The organism is Streptomyces sp. Act143, assembly GCF_003143935.1.
Taxonomy (GTDB): Bacteria; Actinomycetota; Actinomycetes; order Streptomycetales; family Streptomycetaceae; genus Streptomyces.
This window is the reverse complement of sequence record NZ_QFRX01000001.1, coordinates 5,188,450-5,208,405: the sequence shown is the minus strand read 5'-3', so window position 1 is coordinate 5,208,405 and position 19,956 is coordinate 5,188,450. Positions and strand designations below refer to the sequence as shown.

At 73.0% G+C, this 19,956-nt stretch carries 17 protein-coding genes; 10 read left to right on the top strand and 7 right to left on the bottom strand.

Features of this window, described 5'->3' with window-relative positions; all coding sequences use genetic code 11:
- Positions 1–132 precede the first annotated feature (132 nt).
- Positions 133–333, top strand: a complete 201-nt coding sequence (locus tag DI272_RS23570; protein ID WP_109497277.1) for a hypothetical protein — start codon at positions 133–135, stop codon at positions 331–333.
- 27 nt (positions 334–360) lie between these two features.
- Here the strand turns inward: DI272_RS23570 and DI272_RS23565 are convergent, their stop codons facing one another.
- Positions 361–933, bottom strand: coding sequence for a tellurite resistance TerB family protein (locus DI272_RS23565; RefSeq protein ID WP_109497276.1), 573 nt, complete (start codon positions 931–933; stop codon positions 361–363).
- A gap of 197 nt (positions 934–1,130) precedes the next feature.
- Between DI272_RS23565 and DI272_RS23560 the strand changes: the two genes are divergently transcribed.
- Positions 1,131–2,366: an amidohydrolase gene (locus DI272_RS23560; protein ID WP_109497275.1), complete on the top strand. Its 1,236-nt coding sequence runs from the start codon at positions 1,131–1,133 to the stop codon at positions 2,364–2,366.
- A gap of 132 nt (positions 2,367–2,498) precedes the next feature.
- Entirely contained in the window at positions 2,499–4,451 is a 1,953-nt protein-coding gene (locus tag DI272_RS23555) for a YncE family protein (RefSeq protein WP_258314640.1), read from the top strand.
- On the opposite strand, the gene DI272_RS23550 is transcribed toward DI272_RS23555, so the two are convergent.
- Both DI272_RS23550 and DI272_RS23545 read right to left on the bottom strand, forming a co-directional pair.
- Positions 4,441–5,499, bottom strand: coding sequence for a hypothetical protein (locus tag DI272_RS23550; RefSeq protein WP_109497273.1), 1,059 nt, complete (start codon positions 5,497–5,499; stop codon positions 4,441–4,443). The two genes, DI272_RS23555 and DI272_RS23550, sit on opposite strands and share 11 nt — an antisense overlap.
- A gap of 69 nt (positions 5,500–5,568) precedes the next feature.
- On the bottom strand, positions 5,569–6,744 hold the full coding sequence (locus tag DI272_RS23545; protein ID WP_258314900.1) for a PP2C family protein-serine/threonine phosphatase: 1,176 nt from the start codon (positions 6,742–6,744) through the stop codon (positions 5,569–5,571).
- A 145-nt stretch (positions 6,745–6,889) separates the two neighbouring features.
- On the opposite strand from DI272_RS23545, the gene DI272_RS23540 reads away from it, so the two are divergent.
- Positions 6,890–7,333: a hypothetical protein gene (locus DI272_RS23540; RefSeq protein WP_109497271.1), complete on the top strand. Its 444-nt coding sequence runs from the start codon at positions 6,890–6,892 to the stop codon at positions 7,331–7,333.
- Between the two features lie 63 nt (positions 7,334–7,396).
- Here the strand turns inward: DI272_RS23540 and DI272_RS23535 are convergent, their stop codons facing one another.
- Positions 7,397–7,954: a hypothetical protein gene (locus DI272_RS23535; protein ID WP_109497270.1), complete on the bottom strand. Its 558-nt coding sequence runs from the start codon at positions 7,952–7,954 to the stop codon at positions 7,397–7,399.
- Positions 7,955–8,121: 167 nt separating this feature from the next.
- On the opposite strand from DI272_RS23535, the gene DI272_RS23530 reads away from it, so the two are divergent.
- Positions 8,122–8,655, top strand: coding sequence for a hypothetical protein (locus tag DI272_RS23530; protein ID WP_109497269.1), 534 nt, complete (start codon positions 8,122–8,124; stop codon positions 8,653–8,655).
- Here the strand turns inward: DI272_RS23530 and DI272_RS23525 are convergent.
- Entirely contained in the window at positions 8,570–9,898 is a 1,329-nt protein-coding gene (locus tag DI272_RS23525; protein WP_109500993.1) for a PLP-dependent aminotransferase family protein, read from the bottom strand. The genes DI272_RS23530 and DI272_RS23525 overlap by 86 nt on opposite strands.
- A 98-nt stretch (positions 9,899–9,996) precedes the next feature.
- Here DI272_RS23525 and DI272_RS23520 point away from each other — a divergent pair, with 98 nt between their 5' ends.
- Genes DI272_RS23520 through DI272_RS23510 form a run of 3 tightly spaced genes read left to right on the top strand, consistent with a single transcriptional unit; the run spans position 9,997 to position 13,710 of the window.
- A complete protein-coding gene (locus DI272_RS23520; protein ID WP_109497268.1) occupies positions 9,997–10,746 on the top strand; it encodes an alpha/beta fold hydrolase in 750 nt (249 codons plus the stop codon).
- Between the two features lie 52 nt (positions 10,747–10,798).
- Positions 10,799–11,758, top strand: a complete 960-nt coding sequence (locus DI272_RS23515; protein ID WP_109497267.1) for an endonuclease/exonuclease/phosphatase family protein — start codon at positions 10,799–10,801, stop codon at positions 11,756–11,758.
- 14 nt (positions 11,759–11,772) lie between these two features.
- Positions 11,773–13,710, top strand: a complete 1,938-nt coding sequence (locus DI272_RS23510; RefSeq protein ID WP_109497266.1) for an FUSC family protein — start codon at positions 11,773–11,775, stop codon at positions 13,708–13,710.
- Positions 13,711–13,881: 171 nt separating this feature from the next.
- Here DI272_RS23510 and snpA read toward each other — a convergent pair whose 3' ends face one another.
- Positions 13,882–14,529: a snapalysin gene (snpA, locus tag DI272_RS23505; RefSeq protein WP_109497265.1), complete on the bottom strand. Its 648-nt coding sequence runs from the start codon at positions 14,527–14,529 to the stop codon at positions 13,882–13,884.
- A 141-nt stretch (positions 14,530–14,670) separates the two neighbouring features.
- Between snpA and DI272_RS23500 the strand changes: the two genes are divergently transcribed.
- A complete protein-coding gene (locus DI272_RS23500; protein WP_109497264.1) occupies positions 14,671–15,612 on the top strand; it encodes a LysR family transcriptional regulator in 942 nt (313 codons plus the stop codon).
- Between the two features lies 1 nt (position 15,613).
- Here DI272_RS23500 and DI272_RS23495 read toward each other — a convergent pair whose 3' ends face one another.
- Entirely contained in the window at positions 15,614–17,683 is a 2,070-nt protein-coding gene (locus tag DI272_RS23495) for a PhoX family phosphatase (protein WP_181387293.1), read from the bottom strand.
- Positions 17,684–17,976: 293 nt separating this feature from the next.
- Here DI272_RS23495 and DI272_RS23490 point away from each other — a divergent pair, with 293 nt between their 5' ends.
- Positions 17,977–19,848, top strand: coding sequence for a VWA domain-containing protein (locus tag DI272_RS23490; protein ID WP_109497262.1), 1,872 nt, complete (start codon positions 17,977–17,979; stop codon positions 19,846–19,848).
- The last annotated feature ends 108 nt before the right edge of the window (positions 19,849–19,956 follow it).

The window sequence follows — 19,956 nt, the reverse complement described above, 5'->3', positions numbered from 1 at the left end:
CTGCGCCTCTTGCCGTTGGGCTCCATCGGGCTCTAGGTTAAACGGCGTATTAAGCCTGCTTAATAGGCAGTACGTAAATAGGCGGGGGAAAGCCGTAACCACTGTCGTCACCGTCGTCACTGCGAGGTCGCCGTGCTCGAACGCACCAGCACCACCGAGCGTTACGCAAGGGGCGTCATAGCCGCCGTGGTCGCCGTGGCGGCCCTGGTCCTGGCGGCGAACGCGGGGCCGGCCCGGGCGACGGAGGACCGCCGGGCCGACCAGGTCACCCAGGTCACCCAGAGCACCCAGGTCACCCACGTCGAGCACGTCGAGCACGTACAGCGGGACTAGGGCCCGGCCCGGCGCCGGGCCCGGTCCTCAGAGCTGGAACTCCGCCGGGTTCAGGTTCAACGCCGCGCACGCCTCCCGCAGGACCATCTGCTCGGCCTGTGAGAAGTGTCCGTCGGCGCCCGCGATGACGATGCCGGTCTGGATCACCGCGCGGGCCTCGGCGGGCTTCTTGGCGGCCTTGGCGATGTCCTGGAGGGCCTCGGACCTGCCCTGCGCGAAGTTGCGGGTGAGCTGGTCCACATGCTTGTGGAAACGGGTGCGCAGCTGCTCCGGCGGGAAGTTCTGCAGCACCTCGTTGGTGAGGATCATCGACTCCATCTGCTGCATCTCGGACGCGTCCACCTGCCCGTCGGCCGCCGCGACCAGCGCGCACATCGCCATGCTCGCGTCCCGGTACGCGCCGCTCTTCAGCTCGGCCTTGAGCGAGCCGAGCTGTGTCTTGAACAGACCCACCAGCTGGGCGCGCGAGCCGCCGTGCGAGCCGCTCCGGGAGCTTCCGTGCGCACTCGCGCCGGGTCCGCCGCCCGTGCCGTGCCCGCCGCCCTGCACCTGCTGCTGGAGGTTCTTGGCCTGGTCCTTGAGCCGGTCGAACAGTGCCATTGACGTCACCTCGGTGCTCGTACTCGTCTGAGTGCTCTCATGCGCGATCTCCTGCTTGATCTCACGCGTGATCTCATCCGGGCAACGGCCGGGCCCCGGTAAAGGTTCCACCAAGCCCGGCCGGCGACCGCCGACACCCCACCTCCTCCCTCGCGTCGGCGGCCGTTTCCGCACGCCCGCGCAATACGCTGCCGCCCATGACCTCCGCCGCCGCCCGCACCGCGCTGGACCTGACCGCCGAGCTCGATCTCCCCGACCTGGAGGACCTCTACCGGGACCTGCACCGCCACCCCGAGCTGTCCCACCAGGAGCACCGCACCGCCGGCCGCCTCGCCGAGCGTCTGAAGACGGCCGGGTACGAGACCGTCGAGGGCATCGGCGGCACCGGTGTCGCCGGGGTGCTGCGCAACGGGGACGGGCCGGTCGTGCTGCTGCGCGCCGACATGGACGCGCTGCCGGTGCGGGAGGCGACCGGGCTGCCGTACGCCTCGGAGACGGACGGCGTGATGCACGCGTGCGGGCACGATCTGCACGTGACCTGGCTGGCGGGCGCGGCCCGGGCGCTGGCCGCCGGGCGGGACGCCTGGAACGGGACGCTGGTCGTGGTCGGGCAGCCCGCCGAGGAGACCGGCGGCGGGGCGGCGGGGATGGTCGCGGACGGGCTGTACGCGCGCGTGCCCCGGCCCGACGTGCTGCTCGGGCAGCACGCGGCGCCCGGCCCGGCGGGGCTGTACCCGCACGTTCCCGGGCTGATCCTGTCCGCCACCACCGACGTCGAGATCGTCGTGCACGGGCGGGGCGGGCACGGGTCGCGGCCGGAGACGACCGTCGACCCGGTGGTGACGGCCGCGTATCTGGTCACCCGGCTCCAGAGCGTGGTCAGCCGGGAGATCGCGCCGCGCGAGTCGGCGGTGCTGACCGTCGGCCGCGTCGAGGCGGGCACGGCGTCGAACATCATCCCGTCCACCGCCCGGATCTCCCTCAATCTGCGGACGCAGTCGGAGGCCGTCCGGGACCGGATGGTCGCCGCGATCCGCCGGATCGCCGAGGGCGAGTGCCATGCCGCGGGCTGCCCGCGCGAGCCGGAGGTGACGCTCGGCGTCTCCTTCCCGGCGACCGTCAACGACGCGGAGACCGACCGGCGGGTGGCCGCCGTGCACCGCGAGGTCTTCGGGGACGCGGCGGTGTTCGACCCCGGGCCCGCGATGGGCAGCGAGGACTTCTCCCTGCTGGCCGCGGACGGGCAGCCGTACGCCTACTGGTTCGTCACCACGACCCCGGCCGCGACCTGGGACGCGGCCCCGGGCGGCGACGACCTGTTCGCGAAGCTCGACGCGATCCCCAGCAACCACAGCCCGCACTTCGCACCGGACCTGTCGGCGGTCGGGCACGGGGTGCGGGCGCTGGTGGCGGGCGCCTTGGCCCATCTCTGACCCCTCCGGCGTCGTTGTCCGTGGCATGACTTACTCTTCGCTCACTCGCCACACGCGACGCACAGGTCCCGCACGTGACCGGCCGCGTGCGGCACCCACATTCGTTCCGGGGGGTTCGAAACCCAAGTGCGTATGCGCTCCCTCGCGGCCGCCACCACGCTGGCGGTCCTCTTCAGCTCGGCGGCTCTCACCGCCACTCCGGCGTTCGCCGACTCCGTCAAGCCCGTCCCGGCGATCGAGGACGCGGCCGACACGGTCGTGGACGGCACCCACCAGCGGGTGTTCATCAGCGACCCGTACACCGGCCGGATCGCCGTCACCGACGGCACCGGCGCCCCCGTCGGCACCCTCACGGACCTGCCCCAGGTCCGTGATCTCATCCTCAGCCCGGACGACAGCACGCTGTACGCGGCCGTCCACGGCGCCGACAAGATCGTCGCGTTCGACACGGCGACGCTCGCGCAGACCGCCGAGTACGCGACCGGGGCCGGGACCATCCCGTCCCGGCTCGCCTACGCCGACGGCAAGCTGTGGTTCGGGTACGGCGACCAGTGGGACTCCGACCTCGGCGTGGTCGACCTGACCGCCGAGACCCCGACGGTCACCCTCGGTCTGGCGGTGGGCCACGACTTCGCGAGCCCGCCCGCCCTCTACGCCGACCCCGACAACCCGGGCACGCTGCTCGCCCTCGACACCAACATCAGCTCCGGCCCGATGGTCGTCTACGACATCTCCTCCGGCACCCCGGTGCTCCGGGCCACCGAGGACAAGGGCGGCTTCTACAAGGACGCGGCCCTGACCCCCGACGGTCAGAACGTCGTCGTGGCCGGACCCGGCACCCGGGCCCTCACCGAGTACCGCCTCTCCGACCTGGCACAGGTGCGGACCTACCCCGTGCCGTCGAACCCTCTGACGGTCGCCGTCGCCCCGGACGGCACGGTCGCCGCCACCGTCCTCGACACCGACGACGTCGGCGACACGTACGTCTTCCCCACCGACCCCAGCAAGCCGGTCAACGTGCGCAACCTGTCGCACGACTGGATGCCGGGCGGCCACCTCACCAACTGGTCGGCGGACGGCGGCAGGCTGTTCCTCGTCACCGACACCTACTACACGCCCCAGTTCCGGGTCGTCGACGAGCCCCGCAAGTACGCCGCGACGCTCACCGTGAACGCCCCGGCCTCCGCGCCCCGGGCCAAGACCCTCACGGTCACCGGCACGCTCACCGCCAACCTGGCGCTGCCCGCCGGCACCCCGGTCACCGTGACCCGCACCGACATGGAGTCGCCGGGCGGCAAGTCGCTCGGCGCCAAGTCCCTCGGCACGGGCGGCAAGTTCAGTTTCACGGACGTCCCGCCGGCCGGCGGGAAGGTCAAGTACACGGTCACGTACGCGGGCGACGCCGAGCACGCCGGCGCCACCGCCTCCGACACCGTCGACGTCTCCCGGGCCACCCCGGCCCTGACGCTGAACAACAACGGCAAGGTCTACTCGTACGGCCAGGACGTGAAGTTCACCGCGCACCTCGGGACGACGTACAAGAACCGCACGGTGGAGATCTGGGCCAACCCCTACGGCGCGGACAAGCCCAACACCCTGGTGAAGACCGGCACGGTCAACTCCGACGGCAACCTGTCCGTCGTCGTGGACCTCAAGCGGAAGACCAAGCTGACCGCGAAGTTCGCGGGCGACTCCCGCTATGCGCCGCGGTCGGTGGAGAGCACGGTCGGCGCCAAGGTGTCGATCGGCACCTCGGTCAGCGGCGCCTACACGTCCAAGTACACGTGGAACCACACGTATCTGTACTTCCGGCAGTCCAAGGACCCGGTCGTCACCGCGACGCTGCCGCCGTACGGGGGCCGCACGCAGCTGCTCCAGATCCAGTACTGGTCGGGCACCAGCTGGGTCACCACGTACCGCGAGTTCTTCAAGCTCGACTCGGCGGGCAAGTCCGCCGTCCAGCTCACCGGCACCCCGCCGAAGGGGGTGCGCTTCCGGGTCCGCAACTCCTACATCAGCGGCTCGGGCGACAGCGTGAACACCACGACGTACGGCTCCTGGAAGTACTTCACCTTCACGAGCTGAGCGTCTGCAGCTGACTGAGGTGCTTGTGCACATGGTCCAGGGCGCCCTCCCGGCGCCCTGGCACCCGAGCCCTCAACTCCGCCAGCGCGGGCCCCAGTTCGCGGGCCCGCGCCGGGTCACCGATCTGCCCCCACTGGTGGTGGGCCCGGTCCACGGCCGACTCCACGGCGGGCGCGTCCGGCGCCTGCCCGGCCCCGAGCCGGGTGGTCGCGACCGCCAGCCAGGCCCGGCAGCTGCGCACCGGGTCCCCCGCGAACATCGCCAGATCGGCCCGCACCTCGCTCCAGTGCAGCGCCTCCTCGGAGGCGGGGCCGTGCGCCCGTACGGCGTTCAGCTCGTGGTGGGCGGCGAGCGCGTCGGCGTCGCCGTGCCGGCGGGCGGCCACGGCCGCCGAGATCAGGACGTGCGGATCGCCCGCCTCGGGCCCCTGCGCGCTCAGGACGTGTCCGGCGCTCTCCGGCGCGAGGCGGCTCAGCGCCTGCTGGTGCAACTGGTCCAGCGGCGGCCGGTGCCCACTGCGCAGGATCGTCGCCACCGCCTTCATGTACGCGGGCGTTCCCACACTGCGCCGGGCCGGCGGCGGCGCGATCCGCCCGTACACCGCGTTGTTGCGCCCGGTGTCCAGGGGGTTGGCGCGCAGCCACTGCCAGGTCTCGGGGTCGGCGTGCAGGTCGAGGACGAAGGCCGTCGCGCCCGCCGGGCGCAGCCGCAGCTCGTCGCGGAACCAGTGCCAGGGGAAGGCCGTGTAGCGGACGGTCGCCGGGGTGGTGCGGGCCAGGGCGAGGTGGGGCAGGTGCTGGCGGCGGTCGAGCTGGAGCTGGCCGGTGACGAAGACGGTCAGCGGGCCGGGGGCGGCCGCGGCGGCGCGCAGCCGGGTCAGCACGGCCTGCGGCTCCAACGGGTCCGCGAGCTCCACGACGTTGGCGGTGTCCGCGCCGGAGAGCACGGCCGGCGGCACGGCCGCGAGGACGGGCAGAACGGACGCGGCGTCGACCAGACACCCCTTGCCGGCCGGTGCGGCGGCCAGCAGCAGCACGGTTCCGGGCATCGGTCCCTCCCCATCCCCCGTCGATCACGTACGGCAGCACCGTAACCGCTGCGGCTGCAAAGGTGGACCTCAGGACTGCAAACGTCCCTTTCGGCCGATTCCGGAGTCCGACCGGCGGACCGCGAACACCGTGGTGTCGTCAGCAAGATGCCCGCCGCTGTGCCGCAGCGTGCCGTCGCGGACGAGGGCGACCAGGCGGCGGGGCTCGGCGGCCCGCGGATCGGCGGCGACGGCCCGGGCGACCTCCGCGGCCAGCGGGTAGAAGGCGCCGTCGGCGTCCCGGGCCTCGGTCACCCCGTCGGTGGTCAGCAGCAGGGTCTCGGTGTCGGCGAAGGGGACCCGCTGCACGGGCGGCGGCCCGTCGTCGGACAGTTCGCCCAGGCCGAGCGGGAGCCCGGTGCCCACCGGTAGCTGCCGCACCCCGTGCGGGCCGACGGCCAGCGGGGGTTCGTGGCCGAAGACGACGACGTCCACCGCGCCGGGCTCGTCGTCGGGGAAGCCGATCAGGACGGCGGTGGCGAAGCGGTCGCCGTCGTCGCGGCCCAGCGCGGTCAGGTGCAGGGCGTGCCGTTGGATGCGGATCTCCAGGCGTTCCGCGACCGTGCCGAGTTCCTCGTGGTACGCGGCCTCCCGGAACGTGCCGAGCAGCGCGGCCGCCGCCTCCACCGCGCCGAGGCCCTTGCCCTGGACGTCCCCGACGAGGACCCGGGTGCCGTGCGGGCCCTGCTGGACGTCGTAGAAGTCGCCGCCGACCCGGGCCTCGACGTCGGAGGCGAGATAGACGGCGGCGTGCTCCAGGCCGCCCCAGTCCGGGGGCAGGGGGCGCAGCACGGTGCGGCGGGTGGTCTCGGCGACGTCCCGCATGTGCAGCATGTGCCGCTCGCCGCGGACCCGGACCAGGCAGGCGAGGACGGCGAGGGCGCCGCCGATGCCGACGAGGATGAAGTCGGGCAGTCCGCTCTGGTACCGGTTCGGGTAGGAACTGTCCGCGAGCAGGTAGGTCAGCACCGCGAGCACCGCGAAGACCGCCGTGCCCCACACCCCGCAGATCGCGGCGGCGATACCGGGCACCAGCACGACCCAGGTGATCATCTGGAACTCGCCGGCCGTGTTGAAGTCGATCACGGTGATCGCGACGAGCATCAGCAGCGGCGGCGCCCAGGCGACGCTGTGGCCGCGGACCCGCAGCAGTTGCTGCCGGCGCAGGACGTCGCCCTCCGCGGCGGGCCGGGGCAGCCGGGCCATCGGACCGCGCCGTCCGCTGATCGGCCTCAGCCCGTGCTTCATGCACTTCAGCGAAGCACGGGGCAACCGGGGCCGCACTCCGACTTGCCAGGCCTCGCTGCCAGGTGTGCTCTGGAAGCGGGGGCGAGGAGAGAGGAGTCCTCTCATGGCTCATGCGGCACCCGCGTCCGGCGGCAGCTCCGGAATGGTCGGCCGGTCGCCCGATGTCTTCGGCCCGCAGGTCCACAAGGCGGCGCGGTACGGGATTCCCGTCGCCCTGGGGCTGGTCTACGGCTACTGGGCCGCCGCCAACCGGCGCGGCGGCGGCGAGATCACCGGCTGGAACGTCCTGTTCGGCTTCGTGACCGCGCTGGCGTTCATCGTGCTGTGCATCGCGGTGGCGACGTTCGCGCCGCTGCTCAAGCGCGAGCTGCACTCGCTGGTGAAGTCCGCGTTCGCGGGCGCGGCGATCGGCTTCCTCTACAGCCAGACCGGCGAGAGCGTGCTCAGGTGCACGGCGCTCGGGGTGGCGGTCACGGCAGGCATCTTCGTGGTGTTCTTCTACCGCTACTACACGCACGAGGACGCCGAGGGGAACCGCATCCGCTGAACGCCGCGGCGCGGACGGCAGAAGGGCCCGGCAGAGACTGCCGGGCCCTTCTGTCTCCCTCTCTCACCAGCCACCCGGGTACGGGGCCCAGGCGCCCGCCGAGGATCCGGCCGCGGATCCGGCCGCGCTCCAGCTCCACGAGCCGGAGAAGCTCCAGGAGCCGGAAGCCGACACGCTCCACGATTCGTTCTGGTACGGGTCGTCCCAGTTGCTCCAGGAGCCGTCCTTCCACTCGGGACACGGATCGGAGCAGCTCGGCACGGAGCGTCCGCCGGTGTCGACGAACGCGGCGCTCGCCCAGCCCTGGGCGCCGACGAGCCAGTACCAGTACGGGTTGCCGTTGACGCTCTGACCCTGGACCTTGCAGTCCACGCGATCCTGGCTCCACGGTGAGAGCTGGTCGACGACGGGCGAGTGCGTGGTGGGCGCGGCTCTCACGTTGAGGGCGACGCCGGAGACGATGGTGCCCCAGATCGGACCGCCGGAACCGCCGCCACCGTGCCCGTCGGCATAGGTCGGCGGGGTGGCGGCTGCGGCCGTGGTGCCCGCTGCCGCGGCGACGAGGGTGCCGCCGGTGAGCAGGGCCGCGGCCAGGGTCCGCAGGGCCGGAGTGGTGCGCATGAATCGGCCTCCTTCTCCCCAGAACCAGGAAACACCCGTTCGGGTGAACCCTCCACCGGAGCGCCGGAGGGCTTGGGAGGACTGGGCTGTGCGCCCCCGGTGGCGCCGTCCACCCGAATGCAGTGCCCCGGCTCGCGCCCCCGGCCGCCGGGCCCTTGCCTGGAGGGGTGCGCCCACGCCTTCGCAACGCCCTCTCGGCCGTGCTCATCGCCGCGGCCTGTCTGCTCGTGCCGTTCAGTGTGGTGTCGGCCTGGGCGGCGTACTGGGTGACGGTCGAGATGGCCCAGGTCAGGCGTCAACTCACCGACGCCTACGTGCCGTTCGACCTCGCCGGTTTCTGGCTGCCCGTCAGCGCCCTGGGGCTGGCCGCCGCCGGGATCGCGGTCGCCGCCTGCCGCCGCCGTGCGGTCACGGCCACCTCGCTGGGCACGGCGCTCGGCGGCGCGCTGCTGGGCCTCGCGGTCGCCCTGGGCCGCCGGATGACGCTCGCCGACCTGCCCGACGCGGACCACCGCAGCGCCGCCGGTGTCATCTACGACGCCCTCACCGCCACCTTGCGCACGGTGTCCTGGCTGCTGGTCGCGCTCGGCCTCACGGCGGCCTGCGCGACCTGGCTCACGGCCCGGTACGCGCGACGCCGGCGAGTGTCCGCAGCGCCCGTCGCAGATCCGGCGCCGCGGCCGACGCGAGCCCGAGCCTGATCGCGTCCGGCGTCCGGCCGGGGTCGACGGCGAACGCGGGGCCGGGCGTCACCGCGATCCCGTGTGCCGCGGCGGCGGCGGTGAAGGTGTCGGCCCGCCATGGCGCGGGCAGCTCCCACCAGGCGTAGTACCCCTGCGGATGGGCCCGTACGGCGAGTCCGTGGAGTTCCTCGGCGACGATCCGCTGCCGCAGCGCGGCGTCCGCCCGCTTGGCCTCGGCGAGCCGGTCCGCGACCCCTTCCGCGACGGCCCGTGCCGCCGCCTCCAGGGCGAACCGCCCCGCGTTCCACCCGCCGGACCGGATCGCGGCACCGACCGCGTCGACCCGGTCCTGAGGTACGACGACGAAGCCGGCGGTGAGGCCGGGCGCGACCCGCTTGGAGAGGCTGTCGACGACGTGGGTGAGGGCGGGGGCGTGGGCGGCGAGCGGGTCGGGGGCGAGCGGGTGCAGGAAGGACCAGATGCGGTCCTCCACGACCGGCAGACCCAAGTCGGTCACCACGTCCGCGAGTTGTTGCCGCCGCGCCGCGCTCGTCGTGCGGGACGTCGGGTTGTGGAGCGTCGGCTGGAGGTAGAGGGCGGACAGCGGGGCCGTGCGGTGGGCGGCGGCGACGGACTCGGGCAGCGGCCCGTCCGCGTCGGCGGCCAGCGGGACCAGGAGGATGCCGAGCCGGGCGGCGATCTCCTTGACCAGCGGGTACGTCAGCGGCTCGACGCCGACCCGGCCGCCGGCCCTGACGAGGGAGGCGAGGGTGGCGGCGATGGACTGACGGGCGTTGCCGGTGAACAGGACGCGGCCGGGCTCGGGCCGCCAGCCGGGGGTCGCGAGGAGGTGCGCCGCGGCCTCCCGCGCGGGCGCGGTGCCGGTGGCGGCGGCCGGGAGCAGCGCCTCGGTGAGGACGTCGGGGCGCAGGAGGGGCGTGAGGAGCGGGGCGAGCAGCTCCGCCTGCCCGGCCACGACGGGGTAGTTGAGCTCCATGTTCACGGGCGCGGCGCCCGCCCGCTCGATGAGGGCCCGGCCGGTGGGGTCGCTCGCGGCGGCCCGCACGAAGGTGCCGCGGCCCACCTCGCCGACGACGAGACCCCGCCGTACGAGTTCGGCGTACACCCGCCCGGCCGTCGACCCGGCGATCCCGTGGCGCCGGGCGAACTGCCGCTGCGGCATGAGCCGTTGGCCCGGTTTCAGCCGGCCGCTCGTGATCGCTTCGGCCAGCCGATCGGCTATGCCCCGATAGTCGTCCACCATTCCCCCTCTGCCCTCTGTGCCCCCGCTCCCGGCGATTGCACCGAGGGCAAAGATCTTATTGCACCGAGGAGTTGGGGCGCCCTAGGGTCGGCGGCATGACCGATCCCGCTCCGCTGGTACTCGTCCACGGCCACCCCTTCGACCACACGATGTGGGCCCCGCAGATCGAGGCGTTCGCCGGCACCCGCCGGGTGATCGCCCCCGACCTGCGCGGATACGGCACCTCCCCGGTGCTCCCCGGTGTCACGGAGTTCCCGGACTTCGCGCGGGACATCGCCGCGCTGCTGGACGAGCTGGGGATCACGGACGCCGTGCTGGCGGGCCTGTCGATGGGCGGCCAGATCGTCATGGACTGCTACCGGCAGTTCCCCGGGCGCGTCCGGGGCCTGGTCCTCGCCGACACCTTCCCCGCGGAGGAGACCCCGGAGGGCATCGCGACCCGGCGGGCCATGGCGGAGCGGCTGCTGCGCGAGGGCATGCACGGGTACGCCGAGGAGGTGCTGGAGAAGATGGTCGCCCCGTACGCGTCCGCGGAGGTGAAGGCCCACGTTCACCGCATGATGACGGCGACCTCCCCCGAGGGTGCCGCGGCGGCCCTGCGCGCCCGGGCCCTGCGGCCCGACTACCGCGAGCTGCTGGGCCGGGTGAAGGTGCCCGCGCTGGTCGTGGTCGGCGCGGACGACGAGTACACCCCGGTCGCGGACGCGGAGGCGATGCACGAGGCGCTCCCGGACTCGGAGCTGCTGGTGGTCCCCGGCGCCGCCCACATGCCGAACCTGGAGCGGCCGGAGGAGTTCAACGCGGCGCTCGGGGCGTTCCTGACACGGGTGGACGGCCACTCGTAGTCTCGGCTTCGTGACCCACCAGTCCATCACGGGGGATACCGATGTACGTGCGATGCCGCAGGCGCGGCGGCGGAGGCGGGTCGGCGCGTGGCTGGGCGGGCTGCTGTTCGCCGCCGTGAGCGTGGTCGTCGGCTGCCGCACCGCCGACACGGACGCCCTCACCCCCGTGCCCCAGCTGCTGGCCTTCCTGCCGTGGCTGCTGGTGCCGACGGGCCTCGGACTGCTGCTGGCGCTGCTCGCGAGGTGGTGGGTGGGGCTGGTCTGGGGAGTGGCGCTGCTGGGTCTGCTGGCGTGGTTCATCGAGCCGTACGGCAGGAGCAGCGAGCCCGACGGCAGGGTCCTCGTCTCGGTGCGCGTGCTGACCTCGAACGTCGAGTTCGGGCGCGGCACCGGGGCGCTGGTGGACGTGGTGCGGCGCACGAAACCCGACCTTGTGTTCGTACAGGAGTGCGAATACACGTGTGCGGCGGAGCTGAAGCGGACCCTCGGGGTCGCCTACCCGCACCGGCGCACGGTCCCGGGCGCCGGTTCCGAGGGCTCGGTGATCCTCAGCCGCCACCCCCTCAGGGCCGCCGACCCGATCGCCGCCACGATGGGGATGCCGGGCGCGGTGGCGGAGGTGGACGGACACGACGTACGACTGCAACTGGCGCACCCGATGCCGCCGCTGCCGGGCCAGGTCGGCCTGTGGAAGCGGGAGCTGGGGACGTTGCGCGACTTCGCCGCCCGGCACCGGCGGGAACCCCTGCTGCTGGCCGGTGACTTCAACGCCTCCCAGGACCATGCCGCGTTCCGCCGCATCCTCGACACCGGTCTGCGCGACGCCGCCCGGCTGGCCGGTTCCGACCGCACCCCGAGCTGGCCGGCCCGCACCGCACCCACGCTCGGCGCCCAGATCGACCACGTGCTGGTGTCGGCGGGCTTCTCCGCCGAGCGGGCGCGCTTCCTGGACCTGGCCGACACCGACCACCGGGCGCTGCTGGTGGATCTGGACCTGCACCAGGGCGAATGACGTGTAATAGGCCCATGTCCCGAGAGTTCCCCATCGGCCTCACCCCTCCCGACTGGCTGGTGAGGAACCTCCGATCCCAGCCCTCACCGGTCAACTGGGCGGCCGTGGCCCGCGCCGCGATCGCGTTGTCGCTGCCCCTGGCGGTCGGGCTGGCGGCGGACCAGGTGGCCTACGGCGCCCTGGCCTCGATGGGCGCCCTGTCCGGCGTCATCGGCGACACGGCCGACGCCTACCGGATGCGCCTGCTCAACATCGCGGTCCCGCAACTGTTCGGGGCGGTCGGCGTGACGGTCGGCTCGCTGGTCTACGGCCACGGATGGCTGGCGGTGGCCGTCGTCACGGCGGTGGCCCTGGTGTCCGGCATGATCTCCACGATCGGCGCGGTGGCGTCGGTCTCGGGGCTGCTGCTGCTCCTCAACTCGGTGGTGGGAGCGGGGCTTCCGATGCCCGGCGCGTGGTGGCTGGCGCCACTGCTGGTGACGGGCGGCGGGCTGCTGGTGCTGGCCCTGGCGCTGCTGGCCTGGCCGCTGCGGGGCGGGGTGCCGGAACGCGCGGCGGTGGCGGACACCTACCGCACGGTGGCGGCACTGATGTCGGCGTGCGGCCACGACGCCTACGACGAGGCCCGGCACACCGTCACCCAGTCCCTGAACCAGTCGTACGACCTCATCCTGGCCCGCCGCGCCCGCCACCACGGCCGCAGCCCCGACCTGACCCGGCTGCTGGCCCAGTTGAACGCGATCACCCCGGTGGTGGAGGCGGCCCCGGCCGCCCACGTCACGGGCGAACCCCTGCCGACGGAGGTCACCGAGGCGGTCCGCCACCTGGCGAAGGCCGTGGAGACGGGCTACACGGGCCCGATAGCCCTGCGCCTGCCCACCCCCACCTCGGAGACCACCCGCGCCGTGGACCACGCGCTGCGCCACGCGGCGGAGGTGGTCAGGACCCCGGACGTGGACCCCGGCGGCATCGACGACCGCCTGGGCCGCCCGGCGGCCCTGCGCATCCGCGCCGCCAGGGCGGCCCGCAACGTGGCCCTGTCCGCGGCCTCCTGGCGCTACGGCCTGCGCCTGGCGCTGTGCATCGGCGTGGCCCAGGTCCTCGTCTCGATCATCCCGGTACCGCGCTCGTACTGGGTGGCCCTGACCATCACCTTCGTCCTGAAGCCGGACTTCGGCTCGGTGTTCTCGCGCGCGCTGCTCCGCGCGCTCGGCACGGTGGCGGGCCTGGTGATCGCCGCGGCGGTGCTGGCGGAGGTGCCGCGGGGCTGGTGGGACGTCCCGGTGATGCTGGTCCTGGCCCCCCTGATCCCGGCCCTGACCCCGCGCGGCTACGGCTACCAGACGGCGGCCATCACCCCGGTGATCCTGCTCCTGTCCGACGTGCTCAACCACCAGGGCACGGCCCTCCTCATGCCCCGCCTCCTGGACTCCCTGATGGGCTGCGGCATCGCCCTGGTCGCGGGCTACCTGCTCTGGCCGGAGAGCTGGCACACCCGGGTCGGTGACCGCCTGGCGAAGGCGGTGGACGACACGGCGGCCTACGTGGAGTCCGCGTTCGGCGGCGACCCGGCGGACCCCCCGGCCAGGGCCCGCGCGCGCCGCCGCCTGTACCGGGATCTGTCGGTGATCCGCACGGAGTTCCAGCGCGCCCTGACCGAGCCGCCGCCCACCGGCCGCCGCGCGGCGGCCTGGTGGCCGCTGGTGGTGGCGGTGGAGAGGATCGTCGACGCGACGACGGCGGCGAGGGTCCGCACGAAGCACGGCGCCGCGCTGCCGTCGCGGGCGGAGGTCGCCCAAGTGGTGCGGCAGCTGCGGGAGCTGGCGGAAGGGGTGCGCGCGGCGGAGACCCTGTACGCGGTCCGCACGGACCTCACGGGCCCGTCGGGCAGCGTCCTGGAACCGCTGCGGCAGGAGGTGGCGGCGGCCCGGGCGATCGCTTCGCCACGGTGACGGCGAGCGCCGTGAGCCGGGCGCAGTCGGCCGTGCGGCGTGCGCGATGCGGGCTGCGGGCTGCGGGCTGCGGGCTGCGGCACACGGTGTGCGCCTCGCGCCGGACATGGGTGCGGCCGCCCTGTGCAGGAGGGCGGCCGCACACCTGTGGGGGGTGGGTTCGGGCTCGGGTCAGCTCTTGGTCAGGGCCTTCTCCATCGCCGCTGCCAGGCCGTTCGCCCACAGCTGGTTCACCCGGGAGCGCTCGTTGGCGTCCGGCTGGGAGTTGGTGCACGACGGGCCCGGACCGCCGCCGGACATGAGCTCGCTGCACGGGCCCTCGTAGTGGTCCGGGAGACCGAGCACGTGGCCCGTCTCATGGGCCGTGACGCGGGTCGAGTCGTACTGCTGGTTCTGCGCGTAGTCGAGGAAGATGTAGCCGCTGCCGTGGCCGTCCGTGGAGGCGTAGGAGCCCCGGGAGTCGTTGCCCTCGCGGTAGGAGAAGTCCGCCGAGGAACCCGATCCCGACTGGAGCTTCACGTTCGACACCGCGCTGTTCCATATCTGGGTGCTGCGCGCTATCTGGGCGCTGAACGTCGGGGCGCGGGAGGCGTCGTAGACGACGGTCACGGCCGCCGCGCTCGTCGGGTTCGCCGCCCGCTTCTCGGCCACCGACTTCAGTACCGCCTGGAAGAAGGCCTCCGCGGTGTCCGCCGTCGAGGCCTTTGCCGTGTACCCGGCCGCCTTCGCGGGGGCCGCTGACGCGGGAACCGCCATGCCCAGTGCGGTCGTTGTGAGAAGGGCCGCCGTCGCCGCCAGGGCATAGGTGTGCTTGCGCATCGATGACTCCTTGGTGGGGGGTGAGTCGTCGATGTGAGTCTCGGGGGGCGTGCGGCGGTTGTGATGATGGCAACCGGTGATAGGACCGTGCTATCGGCAGTCTCTGGTGAAAGCTGTGACTCCGCTTTACGCTCCCTGGGCATGGAGCTCGAGGTGAGGCATCTCCGTGCGCTGTGCGCCATAGCCGACACCGGCAGTCTGCACCGGGCGGCGAGACAACTGGGCGTCGCCCAGCCCTCGTTGAGCACCCAGTTGAGACGCATCGAGCAGGAGCTCGGCGGGCCGCTGTTCCGGCGGGAGCGTACCGGCTGCCGGCCCACTCCCCTGGGGCGGCTCGTGCTGAGCCGGGCCCGGCCCCTGGTGGCCGAAATGCGCTCGCTCGTCGCCGAGGCCCGGTCCGCCGCCGCCGGAGGGCCGCAGTTGCGGATCGGGTCCACGGCCAGTCGCGCGCTCGCCGGATGGCTACGGCGGCTGCGGGGGCGGGGCCAGGAACCGACCCTGCACATGGACGTCTCGCCCAACGCGCTGCTGCGCATGGTCGCCGACGGACAGCTGGACGTCGTGTTCGTGCACGAGGTGGAGGGTTCGCCGCTGCGCATCCCGGAGGGGCTGCGGCTGCGGGTGCTGATGGAGCGGGAGCCCCAGTTCGTGTCCCTGCCGGCCGACCATCCGGCGGTCGCGAAACCCGCCGTCACGCTCGACGATCTGGCCCACGACCGCTGGATGATCGACCCGACCGTGGACGGCGAATGGGACGCCGTCCAGCGGATGTTCCGGTCCGCCGCCATCAACCCCCGGGTGCTGTACGGGGATTACCACACCGCCGCCGCGCTGGTGGCCACCGGCGAGGTCGTCACCGTGTGCCAGCCGTCCTGCCTGCCCCGCCCCGACATGGCGGTACGGCGGCTCGACGGCGACCCGCTCGGGGTGCGGCTGCTGCTCGCCGCGCGCACCGAGACCGATCTGGACGGGGTGCATCCGGCGCTGGAGGAGGCGTACTGGGAGGCCGCGCGGCAGGCGCCGGCGTACCGGGAGTGGCTGGAACGGTTCCCCGTCGCCCCCGCCACTCCCCTCGTCACCTGACTCAGACGCCGATGTCCGCGCCGTCCTTGCGCCACACGGCCACCACCGCCGGGCGCACGATCCTGCCCGGGCCGTCGGGCCAGGTGCTGGCCGGGTTCTCCACCGTGGCGCCGGTGATCTCGCCCGGGTGCTGCACGGCCACCAGGACACGGCGGTCCTGGATGACGGGCCCGCAGGTCTCCGCGCCGGTCGGCATGGTCAGGAACTGCTTCAGCTCACCGCGCCGGTCCCCCTTGGTGGCGACGCCGAACAGGCCGTCGTGGGAGCCGAGCTGGTTGCCGTCGGTGGAGATCCAGAGGTTGCCGTACGGGTCGAAGGCCACGTTGTCCGGGCAGGAGATCGGGCTGACCTTGTCCTTCGGGAAACCGGCGAAGTAGGTGGCGGGGTCGGCCGGATCGCCCGCGACCAGGAACAGCGACCAGGCGAACGTGCGGCTCTCCGGCCGGTTCCAGCGCTCGGTGAGCTCCAGGACGTGGCCGTGCTTGTTGGCGTTGCGCGGGTTGGCCTCGTCGGCGGCGGCGTAGCCGGTCAGGCCGCGGTTGGTGTTGTTGGTGAGCGCGACGTAGACCTTGCCGGAGACCGGGTTGGGCTGGATGTCCTCGGGCCGGTCCATCTTCGTCGCTCCGACCTTGTCCCCGGCGAGCCGCGTGAAGACGAAGACTTCCTCGGCGGTCATGCCGTCCACGTGCGAGACGGCGCCCTTCGCGGTCGCGGTGGCCAGCGGAATCCACTCGCCGCTGCCGTCGAACTCACCGTCGGCGGGCAGCTTCCCGGTGCCGTCGATCTCGAAGGCCGGGGAGTCACCGGTGAGCTTGGCGACGTACAGCGTCCCCTCGTCGAGCAGCGAGAGATTGTGCTCGCGGACGGCCCGCCCGCTGCCCTTCTTCATCCTCTTGCTGCCGACGAACTTGTAGAAGTAGTCGAAGCGCTCGTCGTCGCCGGAGTAGACGACCGGGCGCCCGTCGGAGGTCAGCCGGACGGTCGCGGCCTCGTGCTTGAAGCGGCCGAGCGCGGTGTGCTTGCGCGGGGTGGACGTCGGGTCGTACGGGTCGAACTCGACGACGTAGCCGAAGCGGTGCACCTCGTTGGGCTCCTGGGCGACGTCGAAGCGCCGGTCGAACCGCTCCCACTTGCGCTCGCTCGCGCCGGTGCCGATGCCGTACCGCTTGTCCGTGGCGCGGCTGCTGTTGGCGAAGTACTGGTTGAAGTTCTCCTCGCCGTGCAGCGTCGTGCCCCAGGGGGTGGTGCCGCCGGAGCAGTTGTTGAGCGTGCCGAGAACCTTGGTGCCGGTCGGGTCGGCGGAGGTCTTGAGGAGGTCCGACCCGGCGGCGGGCCCGGTGAGCCGGAACTCGGTGGTCGCGGTGACGCGCCGGTTGAGGGGATGCCGGGACACGGCGGTGAGTTTCCCGCTCCTGCGGTCCTCCTCCACCACGACGGCGGACAGCCCGTGCGCGGCCCAGGCGATCTCCACCTGCTCGCGGGTCGGGTTGGCGGCGTCGTACCCGCGGAACATGAGCACTTCGTCGGTGTACTCGTGGTTGGCGACGAGGAGCTGCTTGCCGTGGCCGAGCGGGAGCAGGGCGAGGAAGTCGTTGTTGTACCCGAACTGGCCGGCCTGCGCGGCGGCCGTCTGCTTCTCCGGGTCGAAGGCGGGCGCACCGCGCAGGATGGGCTCGCCCCACCGGATGACGACGTTCTGCGCGTAGCCGTCCGGGACGGTCACGGCATCGGCGGTGTTGGGGGCGACGGGGGTGTAGCGCAGCCCGCGGGCGCCCTTGCTGCCCTTCTGGTACGAGGGGGCCGGCGCCGTGCCGGCCGCGGCGTGGGCCTGCGGGGCGGCGACGACGCTCGCACCGGCCGCGGCGGCCACGGTGACGACGGCGGCAGCCCGCATCATGGAACGGCGGCTGAGGGCACCGGCGATGACGTCTCCGACGTAGTCGTTCGCGCTGGTGTTGGGCACCTCGTGGAAACAGGCGTTGCCGCACCGGTAGAGGCAGGTCATGGCGGAACGCCCGCCCGGATGTCCGTCGGACGACGGCGTACTGATCAGCGGCAGCGGTATACGCACTTTGTCTTCCCCTTGCTTCCCCATGGACTCCCCTTGAATCCCCGCCTCGGACGCTAGGGGCGTGCGGGTGCGGGAGCGGGGACTGGTGATGAACGCGCGGTGAATCCGGGGTAGCGGGGTGGGAGTTGAGGAACGGGTTGCGCGGTACGACCGAATCCAGGCCTTGACGCCGAGGGCCTCCGCCGCCCTCAGGTGCCCGCCCCTCCCCAAGATCCCCATCCGGGGCCGCTAACCTTACGTGTCCGTCCTGGCCAGGGATTGACGGGCATCAACTCATGCGAAGGGTTGCGCACATGGGCATTCTCACTCTCCTGCGGAACGCGTTCGGCCGGTCACGCAAGGGGCGTACCGCCGAGGCAGAGGGTGCGGAGGAGACGCAGCCGACAGCTCAGCCGACGGTACCGGCGCCTGCGACGCCTGAGCCGGAGGCCAAGGTTGAGGTCCCGGAGCCGCGCACGTCGACGTCCCTGTCGACCAAGGACGAGCACGACCTGGTGGCGGCGGCCTTCGACAACGTGACAGTCCCGAAGCCGACAGCACCGGTGGACGAGCCGGCGGCGGGTGAGCAGGTGACGGGGACGCCGGAGGAGGCCGTGGCGGAACCGGCCGTGGCGGAGCCAGCCGTGGCGGAGCCAGAAGCGGAGGCGCAGGCGGAGGCTGAGCCGGATGCTGAGGCGGAAGCTGAGGCTGAGGCGGAAGCTGAGGCTGAGGTGCCGGCGCCGGTCGCCGAGGTCACCGAGACCACCGCGGCCACCGAGGAGCCCGAGCCGGCGGCTGTGGTCGAGGAGGCCGCTCCGCAGGCCGAGGTGGCGGAGCCGGCGGACGAGCCGGTCGCGGAAGAGACGGTCGTGGAAGAGACGGTCGCGGTCGAGGAAGAGGCCGTCGCGAACGAGGCACCGGAGCAGGTTGCGGAGGCCGAGCCCGAGGCCGAGCCGGTTGCCGCCGCGGAACCGGTCGAGGAGCCGGCCACGGAGGAGGCACCCGCCGCCGAGGAGCCGGTGACCGTGGCAGAGACGGAGCCCGTGGCCGAGGAGCCCACGCCGGAGCCCGCCGCAGCCGCCGAGCCCGAGGCCGCTGAGCCGGTCGCAGCACCGGAGCCGACCCAGGAAGCTGCCGCCGAGATCACCCCCGAGCCGGAGCCGGAGCCGGAGAGCAAGCCCGAGCCGGAGCCGACGGCTGACACCACCACCGAGCCCGAGGCTGCCACCGAACCTGAGGCTGCCACCGAGCCCGAGGCTGTATCCGAGCCCGTGACTGCCCCCGAGCCGGAAGCCGCCCCCGAGCCCGAGCCGACCCCCGAGCCCGAGGCTGCCACCGAGCCCGAGGCTGTATCCGAGCCCGAGGCTGTATCCGAGCCCGTGACCGCCCCCGAGCCCGAGGCCGCGCCCGAGCCCGAGGCCGCGCCCGCCCCGGTCGCCCCGGTCGCCGCGGCCGCCGGCGGCGAGTCCGCCCCACAGGGGCCACCCGCAGACGACATCGAAACCGTCACGGGTGGTGCGGGTGGGAACACCGACGCCGAAGGCGAAGCCGAGGCGACCGTCGGCGACGCCGCCGCCCTCGCCCTCGCCAAGGCCGGCCTCACCACCGCCCGCGCCAGGACCTACCTCGTCCTCGACCGCTCCGCGAGCATGCGCCCGTACTACAAGGACGGCTCCGCCCAGGCCCTCGCCGACCAGACCCTCGCCCTCGCCGCCCACCTCACCCCGGACACCGAGGACACCCCCTCCGTCCACGTCGTCTTCTTCTCCACCGAGGTCGACGGCACCATCGACCTCACCCCCGCCTCCCCCAAGGACGCGATCGACGAGGCGCACGCCGGCCTGGGCCGCATGGGCCGCACGAGCTACCACGCGGCCGTGGAAGCCGTACTCGCCCACTACGACGCGAACTCCCCCACCCCGGGCACCCCCGCCCTCGTCGTCTTCCAGACCGACGGCGCCCCCGACGCGAAGACCCCGGCCACCCAGGCCCTGACCGAGGCCGCGAAGACCCACCCCGCCGTCTTCTTCTCCTTCGTCGCGTTCGGCGAGCACGAGAACAAGGCGTTCGACTACCTCCGCAAGCTGAAGACCGGCAACACGGCCTTCTTCCACGCGGGCCCGGCCCCCAAGGAACTCACGGACGCGGAGCTCTACGACGGCGTACTGATCGACTGGCGCCCGTAACCCCGCCGACAGGCGCACACCACCGCGGCCGCCCCTTTCCACCCCTCAAAACGGAAAGCGGGCGGCCCGCCCATGTCGGCTACGATTTCTTGGTTCGTAAAGCATCAC